Raw genomic sequence first — 21,622 nt, forward strand, 5'->3', positions numbered from 1 at the left:
GATATTAAGGTGTGGCAGATGGCAGGGAAACCGGCAAGAGAGAGTTTAAAGGATAAATTTGCCAAAGATTTGGGCTTGAAGGATCAAATTCGCAGGGCGGCTGTGTTCAATATTTCGGGGGGTTTTGTATGACATATGACATACGACATACGACATACGACATTTTAGAAAGGGTCAATTTCCCCGATAATATCAGGGGACTCGATATTGTGGCATTAAATGCGCTGGCCCAGGAGATAAGAGATAAGATTATTGAGACCACATCCAGACGTGGCGGTCATCTCGCCTCATCTCTGGGTAGCGTGGAATTGACCCTTGCGCTCCACTATGTCTTTGATACTCCAAAAGACAAGCTCATCTGGGACGTGGGGCACCAGGCCTATGCCCACAAGATCATTACCGGACGAAAAGACCTGTTTGATACCCTTCGCCAGAGGGGGGGAATCAGTGGTTTCCCCCGGAGAGAGGAGAGTTCTTATGATGTTTTCAATACGGGGCATAGTGGCACATCCATCTCGGCTGCGTCTGGCATTGCGGAAGCGAGATGTCTGAGAGGTGGAGACTTTAAGGTAGTTGCCGTCATTGGTGACGGCTCCATGGCGGCCGGCATGGCGTTTGAGGCTCTCAACTGGGCGGGAGACCGCAACAAGGACCTGATCATCATCCTGAATGACAATGAGATGAGCATCTCACCCAATGTCGGCGCCATGTCCTCTTATCTGAACCGCATTATGACCGGTCAGAGGGTTACCAAATTAAAGATGGAGATCAAGAACTTCATGAAATCCATCCCCCAGATTGGTGAACAGATGTTGAAATTCACGAAAAAGATAGAAGAATCACTGAAGACCTTCGTTGTGCCGGGTGCCCTGTTTGAAGAATTAGGATTTACCTATGTAGGCCCCCTTCAGGGACACCGCCTGGATCATCTCATTAAAAACCTGGAAAACGTGAGGAAACTTCAAGGGCCGGTTCTTGTCCATGTGATCACCAGGAAGGGAAAGGGTTACAGGTTTGCCGAAGAGGATCCTTTACGGTTTCACGGGATAGGTCCTTTCCGGATTGATACGGGTGAAACTGTTACCAGAGACGCCGCTCCCCCGTCTTATACGAAAATATTCGGCAGGACGGTGGTAAAGCTGGCGCATGACAATCCCCGCATTGTGGCGATAACGGCTGCCATGTGTGGGGGGACGGGACTCGATCAGTTTGTTAGCGAGTTCCCGGAGCGGTTTTATGATGTGGGTATCGCCGAACAGCATGGCGTGACCTTTGCTGCCGGTCTGGCCACGGAAGGGCTGATCCCGGTGGTAGCCATCTATTCGACCTTTATGCAGAGGGCTTACGATCAAATTCTCCACGATGTCTGTCTTCAAAAACTGCCGGTTGTCCTTGCCCTCGATCGCGGAGGGCTTGTGGGGGAAGACGGTCCCAGCCATCATGGACTATTTGACTTTGCCTATCTACGCTCTATTCCGAATATCATTGTGATGGCCCCGAAGGATGAAAACGAACTCCAGCATATGCTAAAAACAGCGGTGGAGTGTGGATGTCCCGTTTCCGTGAGATACCCGAGAGGGAAAGGAGTGGGTGTACCCCTCGATGACATACCGGTTTCTCTTGAAATCGGGAAAGGTGAGGTTGTGTTAGGGGAGAGGGGGGCTGATCTGGCCATATTTGCCATCGGGTCTACCGTTCATCCTGCGATGGCGGCTGCCGGAAAACTCCGCCAGGAAGGTATCAGCGCCATGGTCATCAACGCCCGCTTTGTAAAGCCCATTGATGGCGCTCTCCTCTGTGAGGTGGCGGCATCCCTGAAGAAAATCATTACCGTGGAAGAAAATGTCCTCATGGGGGGGTTCGGGAGCGCCGTCCTCGAATTGTTTGAGGAAAAAGGAGTTCACGGAATCACGGTAAAAAGGCTTGGTATCCGGGACGAATTTGTGGAACATGCTCAGCAGGCAGAGTTGAGAAGGATGTACGGTATTGATGAAGATGGTATCATCGCGGCTGCACGAAGTATGATTGCTGAATATGGATGTAAAAAACACCAGAGAAAGATTAGACAAGTTGCTGGTTGACAGGGGTCTCTCCATGACACGGGAGCGGGCAAGAGCGCTCATCATGTCCGGGGCTGTGATCGTTGGGGATTGCCTGGTGGATAAGCCGGGCGTACTTGTGCCCCGGGATGGAGAAGTCAGGATCAGGGGCGACGATAACCCCTACGTGAGCAGGGGAGGGTTGAAACTTAAAGGAGCCCTCCTGACATTCGGCATCTGTGTAAAAGGTCTCGTTGTCCTCGATGTGGGCGCCTCCACGGGCGGTTTTACCGACTGCCTCCTCCAGGAAGGGGCAGGAAAGGTCTATGCCCTTGATTGCGGTTACGGTCAACTGGCGTGGAAACTGAGGAAAGACAGAAGGGTGACCGTTATAGAACGGACAAACATCCGCTACTTCGAGGGCGCCGGCATTCATGATGAGGTAGATATGGCCGTGATAGATACCTCTTTTATTTCCCTCAAACTGGTCATTTCCCCTGTCCTTAAGTTCATAAAAGATGGCGCTATGATCATTGCCCTCATTAAACCGCAGTTTGAGGTGGGGCAAAAAGATGTGGGAAAACAAGGGGTGGTCAGGGATCCTGAGCTACAGAGGAAGGTGGTTGAGGAGATGACGGCATTCTGCGAGGGATTAAACCTTGAGGTTGTGGGAACATGCGAGTCCCCCTTGTTGGGGCCCGCCGGCAACAGAGAATTCTTTATCTATGCAAAAAAATAAGGCTTGAGAGGCACAAAGAAAAAAGGATGAAGTCTCCGGATTAACTTTGTGCCTTTGCCCCTCTGTGCCTCTCAAGCCTGAGTAGTTACGATGGTTGTTAAACTGGCGAGGGCGGCAGGATTCTGCATGGGTGTCAAGAGGGCTGTTGACATGGTCCTCGATATTGCCCGGCGCAAGGGTAAAGAGAATATCTACACGTACGGGCCACTGATCCATAATCCCCAGACGATAGAACTTCTCAGGATGCGGGGGATCATTCCTGTCTCTCACCTGGATGAAATCCGTGAGGGAGGGGCGACTATTATCATCAGGGCGCACGGTATATCGCCCCAGGAGAGAGAGAGGATCAGGGAAAGAGGGATCAGGATCATTGACGCTACCTGTCCTAAGGTTGCACATGTCCAGGCTATTATTAAAAAACATGCCCTTCTCAATTATACCGTCCTGATCGTTGGTGATGGTGAGCACCCGGAGGTGAATGGCCTCCTCGGATATACCTATGGTAAGGGCATTGTCATTGGCAGCAGGGATGAAGTGGATTGTCTTCCCGAGCTGGATAGGGTTTGCGTAGTTGCACAGACGACACAAAGTATCGTCGAATATAACGAAATCGTAAAGAGGATCAAGGAAAAATTCCCCGATAATGTCGTTTTTGATACCATCTGTAATTCTACGGAGCAGAGACAGTCCGAGGTTAAAGAACTGGCTGGACAGATGGATGCCATGGTTATCGTGGGAGGGAAGAACAGCGCAAACACGAAGCGATTGGCCAGGTTATCTGAACTTACGGGAACGCCTACATTTCACATTGAAACTGTGGAAGAGCTTAAAAAAATGACAATGAACAGTTACGAAAGAATCGGTGTTTCTGCAGGGGCATCGACACCCAACTGGATCATTGACCGGGTGGTGGATAGCATTACAAGCTATCAAGGCCAAAAGAGGAAAAAGATCGGGGGGCTTTTTAATCTCTGGGTATTTACCATCAGGTGCGATATATATTCCGCCATCGGCGCCGGATGCCTGTCCTTTACAGGCATGCTTTTACAGAAGCTCAACGTTAGTATCTTGAATATCCTGACCACATCACTTTATGTTTACGCCATGCATACCCTTAATCGTTTCATCAACAGGAAAACCAGCAGCAGCATCATCGGCTCGTTCAGGGAAGAACTATATCGGAAGCATGAAAAGCTCTATCTGTTCATGGCGTTGCTCGCCCTCTTCCTTGCCATGGTATCTTCCTTCTTCACAGGTCTGGCCCCTTTTTTTCTGCTTTTACTGATTTCTGTCCTGGGGGTACTCTACAATACCAGGTTGTTACCGGAGAACTGGCGTTTAAAAAGACTGAGAGACCTGCCGGGATCAAAAAATGTCTCCATGGCCATGGCCTGGGGTACTGTGGCAGCGGTGCTACCACAGATGGAGATTGATCTGGCGATTACTCCCGGTATGACTGTAGCTTTTCTGTTTATCTTTTTCCTGGTTTTTATCCGCTCGGCAATGTCCGATACACTCGACATCCAGAGCGATCGTCTGATTGGCAGAGAAACGATCCCCGTCCTGATTGGAGAGGAATATACCCGGATTCTTCTGCAGGGGATACTGGTTTTCCTGGTCATTTTACTCGTTATCGCCTATCCCGCGGGGTGGGCTCCCTCGTTGAGTCTTGCCCTTTTATCCTGCCCATTTTATGTATGGATTTGTTTTAAGCTCTGTGATAGAAGGTCGCAACTGTCCGGTGTAGTTCTGGAAGGTCTACTTGAGACCTGCTACATCGTAGCCGGTATGAGTGCATTTTTGTGGTTCATTTTCACCAGGCATGTTCCGTAAGAACGATACAGGGGGGGGGGTATTTAAATAATGAAAAAAAAGTGTTTTGTAGTAATCCTTCTGGTGTTGATGCTCTCCGGTTGTGGCGGACTCCGTTATTCCCAGGTTGCCCCGGAGGCAAAGGATTTTCATCCCCGGAGGATAGGTGTGCTTCCCGTTGATGTGGGAACCTACGAAGAGGCGAGGGGTGTTATTGACCAGGTTATTGCCGGTGTCCTTGTTGATAAAAAATGGTTTGCCGATGTGGTTGCTGCCGACACGATCAATAACCAGTTACAGTCCAATGAGGAACTGAGAAAGGTCGTAATGGATTATCTCGCCAAACTCAAAACCGTCAACTTTTCCGACCCTGAACTGAGTAAAAAGATTGGCGAACTTTCGCAGATTGATGCCTTTCTTGTGGTGAATGTGGACTACTGGAATTACACGGTGGAAAATGAAAAAAAGCTGGCCAAGGTCGGCATAGGGATTAAGATGGTGGAGGCCGGCACCGGGAAGATCATCTGGAAGGCAGGCCATCATCTATCAGAAGATTATCTGCTCTTCAAACCAGCCCTTCCTGACGTGGCCAGGGACCTTTGCAAGAAAATGATAGGCTACATGCCGCATTGATTTTTTGTAAGCATTCAGCCGTCAACGATCAGCGATCAGTAACCCCTGGTATCTTTTTGTTTTTGCTGAAAACTGAAGGCTGACAGCCGAACGCTTACTAATTTTTATCTGGAGGTTGTCTCATGAAGGAAAAGGTACAAAAAGCGATAGAGCGTATAAGGCCATCTCTTCAGGCTGACGGGGGAGATGTTGAGCTGGTTGATGTGAGCGATGACGGCATCGTGAAGGTTAGATTAGTAGGTGCCTGTTGTGGCTGTCCCATGTCACAGATGACATTAAAGATGGGAATTCAGAAACATCTGCAGAAGGAAATTCCTGAAATTAAAGAAGTTGTTTCTGTATCGTAGGTTTACCAGTCTCATGCAAGGAGAAGAAAGTATGGCGTACGTAATTACGGATGAGTGCATTTGCTGTGGTTCCTGTCAGGAGGAATGTCCTGAAGAGGCGATCAGTGAGGGAGAGGACAAATACGTTATTAATCCCAATCTTTGTATAGATTGCGGGACCTGTGCCGATCAATGCCCGGTTGAGGCAATCATACCGGCAGATGAAAGATAGGTTGTATTCAGGAGTAAAGGGCGACCTCCGTCACCCCCAAAAGACTGCAAGCATTTCATACCCGTTAATTTCCCTATTTTCTTGGTAAGTCCAAATGGGACAATTCATCACCTTCGAGGGTATTGAAGGTTGTGGTAAAACCACCCAGATCAGGATGGCAAGTGAATACCTGAAGCGCCATCACATCCCTTTTCTCATCACCTCGGAACCCGGCGGGACCCCCCTGGGGGAAAAGATCAGAGAAATCCTTTTAAATAGAGGCGGTTATAAGATATGCGCTGAAGCGGAAATTCTCCTCTTTTCTGCGGCCAGGGTCCAGCATGTAAGAGATGTAATCTCGCCTGCACTTTCGGAGGGTAAGATCGTCTTATGCGACCGTTTTTCCGACTCTACCATGGTCTATCAGGGTTTAGGGAGGGGATTGGATCTTGATTTCATCAGGGGGCTTAATGCAATTGTCTCGGTTGGCCTGAAACCAGACCTGACCCTTGTTTTTGATCTACCCGTTGAGATTGGCCTCAAGAGGGCTAGGGAGAGGATGCGTTTCGAGGGGTCTGCCTTAGAGGATCGTTTCGAGAGAGAAGATTTAGAATTTCACAGAAGGATCAGGGAAGGTTATCTTCTTCTTGCGAAACAGGAACCGGGGCGATTCAGGGTCATAGATGGCGAAAAAGACATTATCAGCATCAATCGTGAGGTGTGTTCTTACCTGAGGGGTAGGGGGCTTGTGCATGGAAGGCATTGAGTACTGAGGTAATTTCATGTCCTTCAAAGACATTTACGGTCACGATAAACAGATCGGTATCCTCCAAGCCGCCGTGGCAAGGAGCCGTGTCCCCCATGCGTACCTCTTTTACGGCATGAAGGGTATTGGCAAGAGGACAACAGCGGTGGTGTTCGCCAAAGCCCTGAATTGCCGGGAAGGGGGAGATGTCTTTGATGCTTGTGATAAGTGTTCGTCCTGCCGGAAAACAGATCACAGAAACCATCCCGATGTTACGATCATAGAAGCTGAAGGGCAATTTATCAGGATCAGAGAGATTAGAGATATCCAGAACCAGATGAAATTCAAGCCTTTTGAAGGGGGGAAAAGGATATTTATCATTGTTGATGCAGATAAAATGAACATCACCTCGGCCAATGCGTTGCTTAAGACACTTGAGGAGCCTTCTCCATCCAATATACTGATATTGATCACATCACGACCTTACCAGCTTCCCCTTACGGTCCTTTCCCGTTGTCAGCATTTAAGGTTCAATCCTTTGCTGAAGGAAACCATCCATTCATTTTTACAGGATCGTTTAGTTATGGATTCTGAATCGGCCATGGTGCTCGCTTCATCGTCAGGCGGGAGCATTGGAAAGGCGTTGGAGATGAGCAAGGATGCCTTTCTGACGTTGCGGAATGAAGTTCTGAGCAAGATATCAGAAAACCGGATGAAGGATCCTCCGAACATTTTATCCTTTGCAAGTAATTTTGGAAAGGATCGCAGGGAGATCATTGACAGGCTTGATATCTTGAGGATCTGTTACAGAGATGCTCTGGTCTATAAGGAAACGGCGGAAATGGAACGTCTGATCAATCAGGATCACACGGACATCATCAAATCTATCGCTGACAGGCTGTCAGGACAGGACATCATGAACAACATCAAGACAGTTGATTGGGCTTCTGACGCCATTGACCGGAATGCCAATAAAGCATTGACTTTGGAAGCGATGATGTTTAAAATTATTTGGTAATTGTAGATAAAAAGGAGGATGGATGGGTTGAGGAATATTGTTGGTGTAAAGTTCGATAAGGGGGGGAAGGTACGCTTCTTTAATGCCTCTGGTCTTTTGCTGAAAAAGAAAGATGAGGTAATTGTCAATACCGATAATGGACCGGCAATCGGCAGGGTTGTGACAGATGTGAGGTCTGTGCCCATCTATAAAGCACCGATCAACTTTCAGGATGTTGTCCGTAAAGTTACAGGAAAAGATTTGAAGGTTAAAGAAGATAATCGGGAGTTAGAACAAGTTGCCCGCCAATTCTGCCTGGAAAGGATCAAGGCGAGAAACCTTCCCATGAAACTGATAGATGTGACGTATTTCTTTGATAGAAGCAAGGTGATGTTCTACTTTACTGCGGAAAACCGTGTTGATTTCAGGGAACTCGTCAGGGATCTGGTGCAAAAGTTCAAGACCAGAATTGAGTTAAGGCAGATTGGCGCCAGACATGAGGCCTGTATTATCAAAGGGATAGGAGTCTGCGGCAGAGAGGTCTGCTGCGCCGGTTCACACTATAATCCTGATCGGGTTTCAGTCAAGATGGCAAAAGAACAGGGTGTGTCTCTGAATATAGAGAAGATTTCGGGGCTTTGCGGGAGACTCATGTGCTGTATGTCCTTTGAGTACGATGTCTATCAGGATATGAAAAAGAATATGCCGAAATGTGGAAAAATGCTCCAGACTAGCGGGGGACGTGGCAAGGTCGTCAGGCAAAACGTCCTCCGGGATGAGATTATTGTAGAGCTGGAAAATGGTAAAGAGATTGCCGTCAATGTGAAAGATCTGTAACTACTCAGGTAGGCACAAAGGTTTGAGAGCACCAAAGGCACAAAGTCAAGAGATCTGAAGAGAATGAGTTGATTAAGTTCCTATAAGATGTTTACAAGGCGGTATTTGGACAGGTTGTATCATGCGTTCCGATCGTATTCCTTTGAACTTTGTGCCTATGTGCCTTTGCCCCTTTGTGCCTGAATAGTTACAAAGATCTTTAGCCCTTACAAAAGAGTTTTTATGGAGAAAGTATTTTTTATCACCACGCCGATATACTATGTCAATGCCTCTCCTCATATTGGTCATGCCTACACCACCATTGCCGCCGATGTCCTGACAAGGTATTACCGCCTTTCCGGTTACAGAACGTTTTTTCTGACCGGCACAGACGAGCACGGTGACAAAGTCGCCCAGGCTGCCCGAAAAGCGAATGAAACCCCAAAGACATTTGCAGACCGCATTAGCAATCAGTTCAGAAATCTCTGGTCGGAACTTGGCATCAGCAACGATTATTTCATCAGGACAACCGATGCCAATCACGTCGAGACGGTCAGGCTGATCCTGCAGAAGGTTTACGATGCGGGAGATATATATTTCGGGGAATATGAGGGACACTACTGTGTCGGTTGTGAGCGGTTTTATATGGAAAAAGAACTGGTGGATGGTCAATGCCCTGATCACCAGACCGTGCCGGAATACCGTAGAGAGAGCAACTACTTCTTCAGGATGGGCAAATATCAGGACTGGCTCGTTCAACACATCAAAGACCATCCTGATTTTATCAGACCGGAGCGATACAGGAATGAGGTCCTTGCCTTTCTCCGAGAATCGCTCGAGGACCTCTGCATCTCGAGACCGAAGACAAGGCTGAGCTGGGGAATCACCCTTCCCTTCGATGAAGATTACGTGACATACGTCTGGTTCGATGCCCTCATCAATTATATCACGGGATTGGGCTGGCCGGATGGGGAAAGGTTCAGGATATTCTGGCCTCATGCCCAGCACCTGATCGCGAAGGATATACTGAAACCCCACGGCATCTACTGGCCTGTTATGCTTAAGGCAGCGGGCATCGAACCTTACCGCCATCTTAATGTGCATGGCTACTGGAATATCGGCCAAGGCAAGATGTCCAAAAGCCTGGGCGATGTGGTACACCCCTTGGCATTGAAGGATAGATACGGGCTGGAGCCTTTTCGCTATTTTCTCATGAGGGAAATGGTCTTTGGCCTTGATGCAAGCTTTAATGAGGAGAGCTTTGTTAAAAGGATCAACGCCGATCTGGCCAATGACCTTGGTAACCTGGTGAGCAGGATCATGGCCATGGCCATAAAATACTGTGGCGGGAAGATACCTGATGTCCCTATCCCTTCCGGGGAAGACAGGCCGCTCTTTGCGGCGGCAGGGAAAGCTGTAGCCGAGGCAGAAAACTTTTTTGCGGAGATCTCCCTGCACAGGGCATTGATTGCCACCTGGGAATTCATCAATCTGGTAAACAGGTACATTGTGGAAAGAGAGCCCTGGACGATGGCGAAAGACCCCTCCCAGAGGGACAGGCTGGAGATGGTCATCTATAACCTGTTAGAGTCCCTCCGTATCATTGCCGTTCTTATTTTGCCGTTTATGCCGGATTCAGCAAAGAAGATAATGGAGCAAATCGGAATTGAGGACATCAAGACCCAGGATTTCAAAAGTATCCGTAGCTGGGGTGGCCTCCCGGCCGGGAATGCTCTGAAACGTGCCGATGCCCTTTTCCCCCGCATTGAATATAAAGAGGAAGAGCCTGATGTTAAACAGGGGGGAGTCAGTTAGTCGAAAATCTCTTCAGAATATTTACTGGCGGAAGTGCATGGGAATCGAACCCACCTGGGACGGTTTTAGCGCCCCACACTGGATTTGAAGTCCAGGAGGCCCACCAGTGACCTTGGCACTTCCACGCAGGATGTAAAGAACTTTTTGCAAATGGTTATAGGGTAAGCGTTCAGCTATCAGCCTTCAGTTTTCAGCGAAAACAAAAAAATACGAGGGGTTACTGATCGCTGAGGGCTGAACGCTTGCATTATAGGTATCCAGGCTGAGCTGTCTGTTCGAGAGAAGTATCAATCAACTGCACTGTCACCTCATCACCCTTTCTGGCCGATGCTATATCCTCAGGCAGGATGATGAGTCCATTCGCCCTGACCATAGACTTCAGGATGCCAGAACCCTGTTCACCTGTGGTGCTGACGGTATATCTTCCCCCTTCGTATTTGACCCTGGCCCTGATAAAGTGTTTCACCCCTTTGCTTTTTGTGATATCTTCGTGAAGACAGGCCTTGATCGTCTTGCGAAACAGGTTTTTATGGCCCATCATCTTGAGTATAGAGGGCCTGACAAACTGTTCAAAGGAGATCATTGACGATACCGGGTTGCCGGGTAATCCAAAAACCGGAATCCCCTCCATGGCGCCAAAGGCAAGGGGTCTCCCCGGTCTCATTGCCACACGCCAGAATTCCATGGCGTTTCCCACTTCCTTCATGATATCTTTCACGAGATCGTAATCTCCCACCGAGACCCCGCCGGATGAAATGATGATATCTGCCCGGAGGGCAGCCCGGAACTTGGCGACCAAGTCTTCCCTCGTATCTTTTGCTATCCCGATATGCAGTGGGATGCCACCGCAGTCCATCACCTGGGCGGTAAGGGAATAGCTGTTGCTGCTGATGATTTTCCATGGCGATGGTATTTCGTCAATGTCAACCAGCTCGTCACCGGTGGACAGGATGGCGACAAGGGGCCTCTGATAAACATATATAAAGGAACGACCCAGAGCGGCCAGCATGCCTACCTCTGCCGGTCTTACGATCTCTCCCCGTGAGATGACCAGCTCTCCCTCTTTGACATCCTCTCCCGCATACCTGATATCCTGTCCCTGTTCGGTCTGTACATAGACCTTTACCCTCTGTCCATCCCTTTCCGTATCTTCCATTCTGATGACGGCATCCGCTCCCTCCGGTACAGGAGCGCCGGTCATGATCCTGGATGCAGTACCAGGTTCCACACTTTTCCGGGGAATATAACCGGCGGGGATATCTTCGATGACATCAAGGGTAACCGGGTTTTTCCTTGTCGCCCCCAGGGTGTCCTTCCAGCGGAGGGCATAGCCGTCCATAGCCGAGTTGTCTTTCGGCGGGATGTTACGTATGGCGTATATATCCTCACCGATAACCCTTCCCAGGGCATCCAGGAGACTGACCTTCTCCAGACCGAGAGGGGCAATGTTTTTAAGAATACGGTTCAGGGCGTCTTCAACAGTGATCATTTTTCCCTATTGTAGTAACGATTGTAATAATTGTAATAGCGGTTCAATTTCTGACAGAGCATCTATAGAAAATATCTTAAATGATTTACCCTGTCAATACGTAATCGGAGAGATGTTTTTATCCTTGAATAAATCATGTTTGTATTATAAATTACAAAATTCAACAATATCCCTGATTTTATCAAGAGTTGGGTTGTTTACAAGGTGAGGAAGATTATTGAGAAAAAGTATACCATATCTGATCCTGCTTTCCATGCCCTGTTTGACAGGATCAGTGGTGGAGAAAAAAAGATAAGGGTCGGTGGTCTTCAGGGCGCGGCAAAATCCCTCCTCCTTTCCATCCTTTTCAGACGTATTGATAAGTCATTGCTCGTGGTCACTCCTACGGAGAGAGAAGCGAAGGATACCTATCAGGGCATTTCTTTTTTTCTGGGAGAGGACAAGGTATCCCTTTACCCCCCCTGGGATACTATTTCCCTTGACCTGTTTACTTTCCAGAGGGAAGTGGAATTACGGCGGATGGATGTACTCTACCGGTTGTTATTAGGAGAGGCGGCGATAGTCGTAGCGCCCTTAAAGGCCCTGATGCAGAGGGTTATCCCCGAAAATGTCTTCGAGAGTTATCTTGAATTCATCTCTGTGGGGGATGTCATCGAAAGGGAGGAGCTGGTAGCAAAATTGTTTGCTGGAGGGTACAGCAGGGCGCCCCTCGTGGAGGGAAAGGGTGAATTCAGCCTGAGGGGTTATGTAATTGATGTTTTCCCTCCCCAGGCGGCGAGACCTGTCCGGATGGAGTTCATGGGGGACGAGGTGGAATCAATCAGGGAGTTTGATACCGCATCACAGCGATCCACGGGGAAGTTGGAAGAATTTACCATTACTCCGGCAAGAGAGGTCATCCTGACTCCCATGAGGAAGCAACAGGCCATAAGAAATATAAGACACAGGGCGAATGAACTGGAACTCCAGGGGATAATGAAACACCGCCCCGTGGAGATGATGGAAAATGGCATGGTATCTTCGATAAATCCCCTGTTCCTTCCTCTCTTTTACGAATCCTTTACCAATAATGAAAACCTGGAGGATCATGATACGCTCGGAACATTGTTTGACTTCATGCCCCGGGGTACTGGTATCGTTTTTGATGATTTCCTGGCCTTACGGTCCTCTGAAGAGAGAATAGTAAATGAAATAGACCGTCTCTTAATGAAGGCCGGCAGTGAGGGGAAATTTTACTTGGGCAAGGAATCTTCTTGTCTGACGGGGGAGAAACTCCTCCGGTGCTATGAGGATTTCCAGCAGATATATCTCGAAGGCCTGGCCCTCGGCGGTCCTGGTGAGGGTGACCACCCTGCCGCACAGGTGAAATTTCTCATGGATGCGGATGTGGAATGGAAGGAAGCAATGAAGACACGGGGTGAGGAGGAGGGACTTCTCACCCCCCTCGTGGAAAGGATCAAGGGGTGGCTTGAAGAGGGGAATCTGGTGACCCTTCTCTGTGCGGGCCAGGAGAGAACCCAGAGGATGTCCTATCTTTTAGCGCAATACTCCCTTCCCGTCAGCCAGCCCCACGCTCACCCTCTTCCCTTCCTGGCCGAGGTTCTTCAACATGACGGCAAGGGACGTCTCGTCCTCAGAGAGGGTAGGATAACCGCGGGGTTTCACTTCCCCGGCCTGAAACTGGTGGTGATCAGTGAAGAGGATATCTTCGGTAAAAAGGTGGCGAGAAGGCGGGGAAGGCCAGCCAGAGAGGGGTATTTTCTTCAATCCTTTGGTGAGCTTAAGGAGGGAGATTATGTCGTCCATACCGACCACGGCATCGGGACCTATCGGGGACTTCAGAAACTTACCGTCGGTAAGACCGGTATTATCAACGATTTCCTCCTTGTTGAGTACCAGGAAGGAGATAAACTCTATATACCGGTAGACCGTCTCGACCGGATACAGAGGTACGTCGGCCAGGAAGGTTATGTGCCGAAGATTGATAGATTAGGGGGGACTTCCTGGGAGTCGGTAAAGGAAAGGGTCAAGAGATCGGTGAGAGAGGTTGCCGAAGAGCTTGTTTCGGTCTATGCCGCCAGGGCGGTGATGGAAAGGCAACCCTTTTCTTTACCTGACAGGATTTACAATGAATTTTCTTCCACCTTTGAGTTTGAGGAGACACCCGATCAGGACAGGGCGATTGAGGATGTCTGTCTTGACATGGGCAGTGCCAGACCTATGGACAGATTGATCTGCGGCGATGCCGGGTTTGGTAAGACCGAGGTGGCCCTGCGGGCCTCTTTTCGGGCCGTCATGGATGGGAAACAGGTCGCTGTTTTAGTTCCCACGACGATCCTTGCCGAGCAGCACTACCAGACATTTTCCCGCAGATTGAGCGATTATCCCATTTGTGTTGAGGTCCTGAATCGTTTTAAAACGAAGAAGGAGCAACAGAAAATCATAGAGGAGACCAGAAAGGGGACCATGGATATCATTATCGGCACCCACCGGATCCTGCAGAAGGACATTGCCTTCAAAGACTTAGGCCTTGTCGTTATAGACGAAGAACAGCGTTTCGGGGTAACTCATAAGGAAAAATTGAAGAAGCTCCGCACTCTCGTTGACGTCCTTACCCTGACAGCAACCCCCATCCCGAGGAGTCTGCATCTTTCGCTTGTCGGTATCCGTGATCTGTCTGTCATCAATACCCCTCCCAAGGATCGCCTTTCTATCAAGACTTATGTGCTTGAATTTAATGAAGACGTGATAAGAGAGGCAATCCGGGAAGAACTCAGGAGAAATGGGCAGGTCTTCTTTCTCCATAACCGGGTACAATCCATATTCACCGCGGCGCGGTTTGTGGAAAGGCTCGTTCCTGAGGCCAGCGTCGCTGTTGTTCATGGCCGCATGAAGGGAAAAGAGACAGAGGATACGATGGCAAAGTTTATCAGGGGAGACTACAATGTTCTGGTTTGCACGACGATCATCGGCTCCGGCATTGATATCCCCACGGCCAATACCATCATCATCAATCGGGCCGACCGGTTTGGCCTTTCCCAGCTATACCAGCTCAGGGGAAGGGTAGGGAGGTCGAAGGAGGAGGCGTATGCCTATCTTCTGATACCTAAGGGAGTGATGCTCCTGCCGGATGCGAGGAAGAGACTGCAATCGCTCATGGATTTTTCCGAGGCCGGCTCCGGTTTCCGCATTTCCATGAATGACCTGAATATCAGAGGGGGAGGGGATATCCTTGGCACCTCTCAATCGGGGCACATCTCGGCTGTTGGCTATGAACTTTATACCGAATTGATGGAAAAGACCATCAGAGAACTGAAGGGGGAGGTGATCGAAGAGGAGGTAAAGCCGGAGATTAATCTCGGTCTGCCTGCCTTTATTCCTGAGGACTATATGACCGATTGCGTAAGGAGGCTTGTCACCTACAAGAGGTTGTCCCTGGCGTCAACGGATGAAGAACTGTCTGAGATTAAAGAAGAATTGATAGACTGCTATGGATTCATACCACCTGAACTTGCGAACCTGTTAGAGGTGATCAGCCTCAGGAACATCCTGAAGCATCTCAAGAGCAAGAAGATGGGGTATGACGGGAAGACCATGTTCATCCTTTTCCAGGAGACTTCTCCCGTGGAAGCGGCCAAAATCGTCGAGCTCTCCCGGAAAAGGATGAAGGGGATGAGACTGACTTCCGATTTCAAACTCTATGTTCCCATGCCGTCTCTGACAGGGGATGAAATTATCAGACATGCGAAAGGCCTGTTACAGGCATTGATGAACTGATAAAGTCGTAAGTCGTATGTCGTAAGTCGTATGTCATAATATAAAAGACATAGGACGTAAGACGTAAGACGTAGGACTTATTGATGAAGGGGGGAGTGGGAAAATGACAGGAAAAACATTAAAGACCTGGGTGGTTCTTTCTTTTGCGGTTTTTCTAACTACTTCGGTATATGCCGAAATTGCAGACAGAATCGTGGCCATTGTAAATGATGAGGTTATCACCATGTTCGATTTGAACAGCGCCCTGGAGTCATACCGGAAAAAGATAGAAGAATCTTACACGAGTCGGGATAAGGACAGTGTTGTTGCCGAGGCTAAAGTCGCCATGTTGAATAAGCTGATTGATGGTCACCTGATCGAACAGGAGGCGAAAAAAGCGGGGATTGTCGTCAAAGATGAGGAGGTTATGGAAACAATCAAAGACATCCTCGGCAAAAGAAATATCAAGATAGGGGATTTTACAGAAATCCTTGTCAGGGAAGGGTCCAGTTTTGATGCCTACAGGAAAGAGATCAGAGATCAGATGACCAGGATGAGACTCATCAGGCGGGAGCTGAGGCCCAAGGTTAGGGTTAGTGAAGATGAAATAGGTGAGTATTACCGTAAGCACAGGGAGGATTATGAGGGCAGAGAAGCGGTCCGGGTTAAGCAGATATTTATTCCAATTCCGAAGGACTGTGATCAGGAGATGAGGGCAAGGCTTAGGGCCAATGCCGAAATGATCCGCAAACAGATAAATACGGCGGAATCCTTTGACCTTGTCGCGGCAACCTATGCGACAGGACCTGCCGCGGCCATAGGTGGCGATACCGGTTTTGTTGAGAGGGGGATGATGATCCCCGCAGTAGAAGAGGTGGCCTTCAGCCTGGGAAAAGATGGGATCAGTGATATAATTGAGTCCCCCATGGGTTTTCATATCATCAGGGTTGTTGATAAGAGAGGAGGGGGGATTAAGCCCCTCGAATCCGTCCGTGAAGAGATCAAAGAAAAGATAGAGGATGAAAAAATGGATAAGAAGTACGAAGAATGGATCGGAGAATTGAGAGCGAAATCTCACATTGAGATAAAACTTTAGGAACTACTTAGGAGCCAGGAGCCAGAATTCAGGAGCCAGTATGAAAAGAAAGCCCGCTAAGGATTTTCACACCGATGGAGTATAAGTGTTAAACAATATCAAATGACCAAAACACAAAATTCGAGACAACGCAGGGAGGATAAAGAAGAAGTCAGTAAGTTGATAGAGGCATACACTCTTTTATTCTGGATTCTGGCTCCTGACTTCTGACTCCTGAGTAATTACGCATGAATTATATAAAAATCAAAAGGGCCTCCCAACACAATCTAAAGAATATAAATATAGAGATACCGAGGGATAAGCTTGTTGTCATCACCGGTGTCAGCGGTTCCGGTAAGTCATCCCTTGCCTTCGATACCATCTATGCCGAAGGACAGAGGCGTTATGTGGAATCGCTGTCTACCTACGCCCGGCAGTTCATCGGTCAGATGGACAAACCTGAGGTTGAATCAATTGAGGGCCTCTCTCCTGCCATTGCCATCGAACAGAGAACGGCAAGTCAGAATCCCCGTTCGACCGTGGGAACAGTCACCGAGATCTATGACTACCTTCGCCTCCTCTATGCTCGCATAGGCATACCCCACTGTTGGCAATGCGGGAGGGAAATCAAGTCCCAGACCATAGACATGATGGTGGAGAGCATCCTTGCCTTTCCCGAAAATACAAAGATCGGGATTCTCTCTCCCATCGTCAGGGGAAAGAAGGGGGAATTTCAAAAGGAACTGAGGAAACTCCTGAGGGAGGGTTTTGCCCGCGTGCGTGTTGATGGAGAAATGAGGGAACTTACCGAAGATATCGTCCTCGACAGGAATAAACGTCATGACATTGATGTCGTTGTTGACAGGCTTGTCGTAAAAGGGGGGATGCGGAAGCGCCTGAGAGATTCCCTTGAGATCGCCTCCGGCCTCTCCGATGGGCTCGTCAGGGTTGATCTTTTAAATGGGGGAGAGGTGCTTTTCAGTGAAAGGTACGCCTGTATCGAGTGTGGTATCAGCATCCCGGAGTTGAGTCCCCGGATGTTCTCTTTCAACAGCCCCTACGGTGCCTGCCCGGACTGCGGAGGACTGGGCAGTAAGATGTATTTTGACGAAAATCTGGTTGTCCCGGATCCAGGGCTTTCGATTAGGCAAGGGGCCATTGACCCCTGGGCAGGTCGAAATTCTACCCATTATTATCAGATGTTGGACGCCCTATCCCGGCACTACCAGTTTGACATTAACACCCCCTTCAATCAACTACCGAAGGTGGTGCAAACCGTCCTTTTATACGGTTCGGAGGAGGAAAGGATCAAATTTTATCTGGACAGGAGCGGTCAAAGATTCTTTTATAGCAAGTCTTTTGAAGGGGTACTCAACCAGCTTGACCGCAGGTGGCGGGAAACAAACTCCGATGCGGTCAGGAGGGAACTGGCGCGTTACATCAATTTACGGGAGTGTCCCACATGCTCCGGAGCCAGACTGAAGAGGGAGAGCCTTTCTATAACCGTGGCGGGTAAAAGTATATACGATCTTTGCCGGATGCCCATCGGTGAGTGTCTCGGGTTCTTTGATGTAGTTCCCCTCTCCCATCAGGAGGCCGTTGTTTCGGAAAGAATTCTCAAAGAGATTAAGGAGAGACTCCGATTTTTGTTGGATGTGGGCATGGATTATCTCAGTCTGGATCGGTCAACTAATAGCCTTTCCAGTGGAGAGGGGCAGCGTATCAGGCTTGCAACCCAGATAGGCTCCGGGCTGGTTGGGGTGCTCTATGTACTTGATGAACCGACGGTAGGCCTGCACCAGAGGGATAACATCAGGCTCATCTCAACTCTCAAGCGACTCCGGGATATGGGCAATACTGTTCTGGTTGTGGAACATGACGCGGAGATGATGATGTCCGCGGATGATATTATTGATATGGGGCCAGGTGCCGGGTTAGATGGAGGGGAGGTTGTTTTCCACGGGACACCGGAGGAGATATGTGAGAGTGATAAATCGCTGACCGGGATGTATTTGACCGGGAGGTTGTCTATCCCCGTCCCGAAAAGGCGAAGGTCCATTCCCGATCGGTTTATCATCCTCGAAGGGGCCTCTGAACACAACCTGAAAGGTATAGACATTAAGATCCCGGCGGGCGTTTTTACCACCGTGACCGGTGTCTCCGGTTCGGGAAAGAGTACGATGGTTATTGAAACCCTCTATAAGGTCCTTGCCCGGAGGCTGAACAGGCAGAAGGGTGGCATGGGGAAGATCAGGCGGGTCAGAGACCTCGGTGGGATCGAGAGGGTCATCATGATGAACCAGCAGCCCATAGGACGTACCCCCCGTTCAAATCCTGTCACTTACACCGGGACATTTACCTATATCCGGGACCTTTTCACCGGCCTTCCCGAATCACGCATCAGGGGCTATAAGCCCGGCCGTTTCAGTTTTAATGTCAGGGGCGGTCGCTGTGAGTCCTGTGAGGGAAACGGTTTGCTCAGGATCGAGATGCATTTTCTCCCCGACGTCTATGTAACCTGCGACGTCTGTCACGGGAGAAGATTCAATCAGGATACCATCGAGATCAAATACAAGGATAAGAGTATTGCCGATGTCCTCGAGATGACGGTCAAGCAGGCCATCTCCTTCTTTGAGAATATTCCCGCCATAAGGTCTAAGCTTCAACTCCTTTTCGACGTCGGTCTCGGGTATGTCAGGCTGGGTCAATCGGCGACGACCCTGTCGGGAGGGGAAGCCCAGAGGATCAAGATCTCAAGAGAGTTAGGGAAACGAATGAACAGCAACACCCTTTATATTCTTGACGAGCCGACCATTGGTCTTCACTTTGCCGATATTCAGAAACTTCTCGAAGTCCTGATGAGACTGGTGGATATGGGGAATACAGTAGTCGTCATTGAACACAACCCGGATGTCATCAAATCCGCCGACTATATCATTGATCTCGGCCCGGAGGGGGGACCCCGTGGCGGCCAGATTGTGGCATCCGGCACGCCCGAAGAGGTAGCAGAGGTAAAAGAATCCCTCACCGGCCAATTCCTCCGCAAGATTCTGTAACTTTCCTCTCTTTATCGCAAGTGAGGAAGAACTTCCCTGAAAGCTACGGTTATAACGAACAGGAAAAGAACCTTATCTTTTAGCCCTTTCCTTCTTTACATAAAGTAGCCTTTGAATTACAGTGACATAGACAAAGACAAGCAAGATCCATAGAGTAATCAAAACCTGACCGCAAAGCAGACCCACTGTTAATACTATAACCCTTTCCGCTCTGGTAAACAAACCAACCTGGCATGCCAAACCCAGGCCCTCTGCCTTGGCCTTTATATAGCTGACAAGAAAAGAGCCGATTAAGACAGCAAAAATAAGGACAATTCCCAGAGTGCTCACCGTTGGTATATACCAGATCACTAAGCCGCAAAGTATTACTGCTTCAGAGAGACGGTCAAACGTGGAATCCAGGACGGCGCCGAACTTTGTAGCCTGGTTGTTAAAACGGGCCAGTGCCCCGTCCACGAGATCAAATAAGCCGGAGACGAGAACCAGAACCCCACCAGAAAAAAAATCTCCCCTGGCAAGAAAGTAAGCTGCTCCAAAACTTATCACTAGACCGGTGAAAGTAAGAGTATCGGGTTTTAGTCTGCTTTTACCCAGAACTTGCACCAGGGGGGTAGTGATTAGCAGGCCGGCTTTTTTTCTCCACTGATCTAAATTCACCATTTTGTCCGGTCAGCACAACGCTTCTTTTGCAGGTGAACCCTCGAACCCTTTTTAATAAGGTATTCAGACAGGCTACTTTTCGGGCAAGGTGATTGGCCCTTCCTGTTCTTTTCCTGTGATAAATGCCTCAGTTCTTAAGTGAGCTTCGTCATCAGAATATTGAATCGGCGGGGATTTCATAAAGTAAGCCGAAGTGGCCACCATAGCGCCACTTAAACCACGTTCGAGAGCTAACTTACAGCATCTTATGGCATCTATAACAACCCCTGCGGAATTGGGGCTGTCCCATACCTCCAGCTTCAGTTCCAGGTTTAGCGGCACATCGCCAAAAGTACGCCCCTCCATTTTTATATAGCAGAATTTCCGGTCTGTTAACCAGGGCACGTAATCACTGGGGCCAACATGGATGTTATCACTGCCGATATTATAGTCGAGCTGTGAGAGAACAGCATTGGTTTTGGATATTTTCTTGGATTCGAGGCGCTCACGTTCCAGCATATTATAAAAGTCCATGTTACCGCCAAAATTTAACTGGTAAGTCCGCTCCAGTTTGACACCTCGGTCGCGGAAGAGCCTGGTTAGAACGCGATGAATGATGGTAGCTCCAACCTGAGATTTAATATCGTCGCCTATCACGGGCAAACCTTTTTCGGCAAATCTTTTTTGCCAGTAGGACTCCCTGGCAATGAAAACAGGCATACAATTGATAAAGCCGCAGCCGGCGGTCAGTATCTGTTCTACATACCACTTAGTGGCCATTTCGCTCCCGACGGGCAGAAAACTAAGCACTACATCGGTTTTGGTATCTTTGAGGATGCCCACGATATCGGCCGTGGCCCCTGGCGCTTTGGTGATAATGCGGGATAGATATTTGCCCAATCCATCATGGGTCATGCCACGGTGAACGGGGATACCTGTTTTGGGCACATCACAAAATTTAATAGTGTTGTTAGGCGGTGTGAAGATAGCCTCAGCTAAGTCCTTCCCCACCTTGTTTTTATCAATATCAAATGCGGCTACGAAATTGATATCGGAAACATGGTAGCCTCCCAAATTAACATGCATCAATCCCGGGACAAACTCTTCTTCCTTAGCATTTTTATAATGGTAAACGCCCTGAACCAGGGAAGAGGCGCAATTTCCCACGCCAATGATTGCTACGTTTATCGTTCCCATGCCTACATCGCCCCTCCTTTTCACATTAGCATAGCGAAATCTTTGAAAAGTAAAACTGGACCTCAGCAGCGAATCAAGATTTTTTTGTAACCGTTACCGAAATGAACCCACTTCGTCTGGGATCTTTTAATAGGGAACTGTCTTGGGGAAAAGTATATGCTGAGAAAGCTTGAGTGTCAATAAGAAAGAAACTTATGCTAACCCTGTTATAAATAGTTTGGGCCATGAGTGTCCAATTAAAAGTCAAATAAAGTTAGCTGGTTAGACATGCTATTTT

Annotated in this window: 16 protein-coding genes and 1 tRNA gene; 13 read left to right on the plus strand and 4 right to left on the minus strand. The window is 48.8% G+C overall.

All coding sequences use genetic code 11. From position 1 onward, the window contains the following. The first annotated feature begins 128 nt into the window (after window positions 1-128). The 10 genes from dxs to metG all read left to right on the plus strand — a co-directional run bounded on the left by dxs (window position 129) and on the right by metG (window position 10,133). Window positions 129-2,081 (plus strand): 1-deoxy-D-xylulose-5-phosphate synthase, encoded by a 1,953-nt coding sequence (dxs, locus tag QMD03_02155; protein MDI6776035.1) that lies wholly within the window; start codon window positions 129-131, stop codon window positions 2,079-2,081. Continuing rightward, window positions 2,035-2,778 (plus strand): TlyA family RNA methyltransferase, encoded by a 744-nt coding sequence (locus QMD03_02160; GenBank protein ID MDI6776036.1) that lies wholly within the window; start codon window positions 2,035-2,037, stop codon window positions 2,776-2,778. Before dxs ends, QMD03_02160 begins: the two co-directional genes overlap by 47 nt. 90 nt (window positions 2,779-2,868) lie before the next feature. Continuing rightward, window positions 2,869-4,611, plus strand: a complete 1,743-nt coding sequence (gene ispH, locus QMD03_02165) for a 4-hydroxy-3-methylbut-2-enyl diphosphate reductase (GenBank protein ID MDI6776037.1) — start codon at window positions 2,869-2,871, stop codon at window positions 4,609-4,611. Window positions 4,612-4,641: 30 nt separating this feature from the next. Next, a complete protein-coding gene (locus QMD03_02170; GenBank protein ID MDI6776038.1) occupies window positions 4,642-5,223 on the plus strand; it encodes a hypothetical protein in 582 nt (193 codons plus the stop codon). 122 nt (window positions 5,224-5,345) lie between these two features. Beyond that, the gene (locus tag QMD03_02175; protein ID MDI6776039.1) at window positions 5,346-5,570 is read left to right on the plus strand and encodes a NifU family protein; all 225 of its coding nucleotides are present in this window, start codon (window positions 5,346-5,348) and stop codon (window positions 5,568-5,570) included. 31 nt (window positions 5,571-5,601) lie between these two features. Further along, the gene (locus QMD03_02180; GenBank protein MDI6776040.1) at window positions 5,602-5,781 is read left to right on the plus strand and encodes a 4Fe-4S binding protein; all 180 of its coding nucleotides are present in this window, start codon (window positions 5,602-5,604) and stop codon (window positions 5,779-5,781) included. Window positions 5,782-5,875: 94 nt separating this feature from the next. Then, window positions 5,876-6,526, plus strand: a complete 651-nt coding sequence (tmk, locus tag QMD03_02185) for a dTMP kinase (protein MDI6776041.1) — start codon at window positions 5,876-5,878, stop codon at window positions 6,524-6,526. A gap of 16 nt (window positions 6,527-6,542) precedes the next feature. Beyond that, complete coding sequence (holB, locus tag QMD03_02190; protein ID MDI6776042.1) at window positions 6,543-7,523, plus strand: DNA polymerase III subunit delta'; 981 nt, start codon at window positions 6,543-6,545, stop codon at window positions 7,521-7,523. 27 nt (window positions 7,524-7,550) lie between these two features. Then, window positions 7,551-8,339, plus strand: a complete 789-nt coding sequence (gene ricT / locus QMD03_02195) for a regulatory iron-sulfur-containing complex subunit RicT (GenBank protein MDI6776043.1) — start codon at window positions 7,551-7,553, stop codon at window positions 8,337-8,339. A 222-nt stretch (window positions 8,340-8,561) separates the two neighbouring features. Further along, on the plus strand, window positions 8,562-10,133 hold the full coding sequence (gene metG, locus QMD03_02200; GenBank protein ID MDI6776044.1) for a methionine--tRNA ligase: 1,572 nt from the start codon (window positions 8,562-8,564) through the stop codon (window positions 10,131-10,133). A 25-nt stretch (window positions 10,134-10,158) separates the two neighbouring features. Here the strand turns inward: metG and QMD03_02205 are convergent. Then, a tRNA-Sec gene (locus tag QMD03_02205) sits at window positions 10,159-10,256 on the minus strand. A 124-nt stretch (window positions 10,257-10,380) separates the two neighbouring features. Further along, window positions 10,381-11,622, minus strand: coding sequence for a molybdopterin molybdotransferase MoeA (locus tag QMD03_02210; GenBank protein ID MDI6776045.1), 1,242 nt, complete (start codon window positions 11,620-11,622; stop codon window positions 10,381-10,383). Between the two features lie 204 nt (window positions 11,623-11,826). On the opposite strand from QMD03_02210, the gene mfd reads away from it, so the two are divergent. The 3 genes from mfd to uvrA all read left to right on the plus strand — a co-directional run bounded on the left by mfd (window position 11,827) and on the right by uvrA (window position 19,509). After that, on the plus strand, window positions 11,827-15,399 hold the full coding sequence (mfd, locus tag QMD03_02215; protein MDI6776046.1) for a transcription-repair coupling factor: 3,573 nt from the start codon (window positions 11,827-11,829) through the stop codon (window positions 15,397-15,399). A 103-nt stretch (window positions 15,400-15,502) separates the two neighbouring features. After that, window positions 15,503-16,474, plus strand: a complete 972-nt coding sequence (locus QMD03_02220; GenBank protein MDI6776047.1) for a SurA N-terminal domain-containing protein — start codon at window positions 15,503-15,505, stop codon at window positions 16,472-16,474. A 227-nt stretch (window positions 16,475-16,701) separates the two neighbouring features. Beyond that, the gene (uvrA, locus tag QMD03_02225; protein ID MDI6776048.1) at window positions 16,702-19,509 is read left to right on the plus strand and encodes an excinuclease ABC subunit UvrA; all 2,808 of its coding nucleotides are present in this window, start codon (window positions 16,702-16,704) and stop codon (window positions 19,507-19,509) included. Window positions 19,510-19,581: 72 nt separating this feature from the next. Here uvrA and QMD03_02230 read toward each other — a convergent pair whose 3' ends face one another. Together QMD03_02230 and QMD03_02235 are read right to left on the minus strand one after the other, a co-directional pair. Beyond that, a complete protein-coding gene (locus QMD03_02230) occupies window positions 19,582-20,169 on the minus strand; it encodes a CDP-alcohol phosphatidyltransferase family protein (protein ID MDI6776049.1) in 588 nt (195 codons plus the stop codon). 72 nt (window positions 20,170-20,241) lie between these two features. Next, window positions 20,242-21,345: an inositol-3-phosphate synthase gene (locus tag QMD03_02235; GenBank protein MDI6776050.1), complete on the minus strand. Its 1,104-nt coding sequence runs from the start codon at window positions 21,343-21,345 to the stop codon at window positions 20,242-20,244. Window positions 21,346-21,622 lie beyond the last annotated feature (277 nt).

Source organism: Syntrophales bacterium (assembly GCA_030018935.1).
Taxonomy (GTDB): domain Bacteria; phylum Desulfobacterota; class Syntrophia; order Syntrophales; family CG2-30-49-12; genus CG2-30-49-12.